Source organism: Arhodomonas sp. KWT, assembly GCF_010993615.1.
Map to the genome: position 1 here is coordinate 16,244 of NZ_WNXE01000038.1, position 2,059 is coordinate 18,302.

General features: G+C 71.3%; 2 protein-coding genes. One reads left to right on the forward strand and one right to left on the reverse strand.

The annotated features are described in order from the left end of the window. The coding region (gene rpsT, locus G7A99_RS25365) for a 30S ribosomal protein S20 (protein WP_240466194.1) at positions 1-146 on the reverse strand (146 nt) is incomplete at its 3' end. Between the two features lie 150 nt (positions 147-296). Here rpsT and murJ point away from each other — a divergent pair. Then, positions 297-1,880, forward strand: coding sequence for a murein biosynthesis integral membrane protein MurJ (gene murJ, locus G7A99_RS08655; RefSeq protein ID WP_163139558.1), 1,584 nt, complete (start codon positions 297-299; stop codon positions 1,878-1,880). Positions 1,881-2,059 lie beyond the last annotated feature (179 nt).

The window sequence follows — 2,059 nt, forward strand, 5'->3', positions numbered from 1 at the left end:
TCCTCGGCCTTCGCCTTGTCGCCCGCCTCGATCGCCTTGATCACCTGCTTGAGCTGGGAACGCATCATCGAGCGGCGGGCCTGATTGTGGCGACGGCGCTGCTCGGTCTGACGAGCGCGCTTCTGAGCAGAGGCGATGTTAGCCAAGGTCGAACTCCTGCGTGATCCTGTCCACGATAAAGTCGCGTATGATGGCGCCTCGCCCGGTCGGTGTCAATCACGCGCGACGCCCGCGGCGCGCGGGCGCGCGACCGCGTACCGGGCCCGGGCATCGCAGGCGTATACGGAGACAACGGCATGAAGGTAGCGGGCCTGTTCCGGGCGTTGCTGACATTCAGCTCGTGGACGCTGCTCTCGCGGGTCCTGGGGCTGGTGCGCGATATCGTCCTGGGCGTGGTCTTCGGCCCGTCGGCAGGGATGGACGCGTTCCTGGTGGCGTTCAAGATCCCGAACTTCATGCGCCGGCTCTTCGCCGAGGGGGCGTTCTCCCAGGCCTTCGTGCCGGTCCTCTCGGAGTACCACACGCAGAGCACGCCGCAGGAGGTCAGGGCGCTGGTGCGCCGGGCCTCCGGGAGCCTGGCGGTGGTGCTGTTGGCGGTGACCCTCGTGGGGATGGCGGCCTCGCCCTGGCTGGTGCGGGTGTTCGCCCCCGGCTTCGCCGGTGACCCCGAGCGCCTCGCGGCGGCAGCGGGGATGCTGCGGGTGACCTTTCCCTACCTGATGCTGATCTCGCTGACCGCGTGTGCCGGCGCGGTGCTCAACAGCCTGGGCTCGTTCGGTCCGCCTGCGTTCGCGCCGGTACTGCTCAACGTCTGCCTGATCGGCGCGGCGCTGATCCTCGGCGACGTGCTCGATCCCGGGGTGGCGGTACTTGCCTGGGCGGTGGCACTCGCCGGGGCGTTGCAGCTGGCGCTGCAGCTGCCGTTCCTCGCCCGCCAGGGGTTGCTGGTGATGCCGCGGCCGGATTTCCGCGATCCCGGCGTGCGCCGGGTCCTGCGGCTGATGGGGCCCACGCTGTTCGGCACCTCGGTGCAGCAGATCAACCTGCTCGTGGACACGGTGCTGGCGTCGTTCCTGATGACCGGCAGCATCAGCTGGCTGTACTGGTCCGACCGTCTGGTGGAGTTTCCGCTGGGCATCTTTGGCGTCGCCCTCGGCACGGTGATCCTGCCGCGGCTGTCTCGGGATCACACCGGCGCCGGGCCGGAGGCGTTCAACGCGACCCTCGACTGGGCCCTGCGGCTCACGCTGGTGCTCATCGTCCCGGCGACCGTGGGGTTGATGGCGCTGGCCGCGCCGATGCTGGCGACGTTGTTCCAGTACGGCGCCTTCGGGGCCCGCGATGTCCAGGCGGCGAGCTTCAGCCTGCTCACCTACGGGGTGGGGCTGTTCCCCTTCGTGCTGGTCAAGGTCCTGCTGCCCGGCTATTTCGCCCGCCAGGACACGCGCACACCGGTGCGTTACGCGGTGGTCGCGATGGTGGTAAACGCGGTGTTCAGCATCGCCGCCGTGGCGCTGCTGTACGGCAGCGGCGTTGCCCACGCCGGGCTGGCCCTGGGTACGGCCCTGGCCGCGGGGGTGAACGCCGGACTGCTCGTGCGCGGGCTGCGCCGGCGCGGCGTCTACCGGCCGCAGGCCGGCTGGCCGCGCCTGCGCCGGCAGGTCGGTCTGGCGGTCCTGGTGATGCTCGCCGTACTCTACTGGCCGGCCCGCCAGCTCGACGCCTGGATCGCGGCGGGACCGGGGCTGCGGGTGGCCGCGCTGGCGGGCTGCATCGTGGTGGCGGCGGTGGCGTATTTTGCCGTGCTCCTCGCCCTCGGTCTGCGCCCGGCGATGCTGCGCGAGCCGCCGTCGTCGGAGGTTCGGACGCCGGCGGGGTAGACCGGCCGCGCCCGGCGGCGGGCCGTCTTCACGGACGGGTGCCGGTCGGGACCCCGGCTCCCGGGAGGCGGCCCGGACTGTCGCACGCCTGCGGCGCACGACCTACCTGCGGGTTCCGGCCGGGATATACCGTGCCATCTGTAGGTCGGCTGCTCCTGGCAGCCAACAGCTTCCGGGCC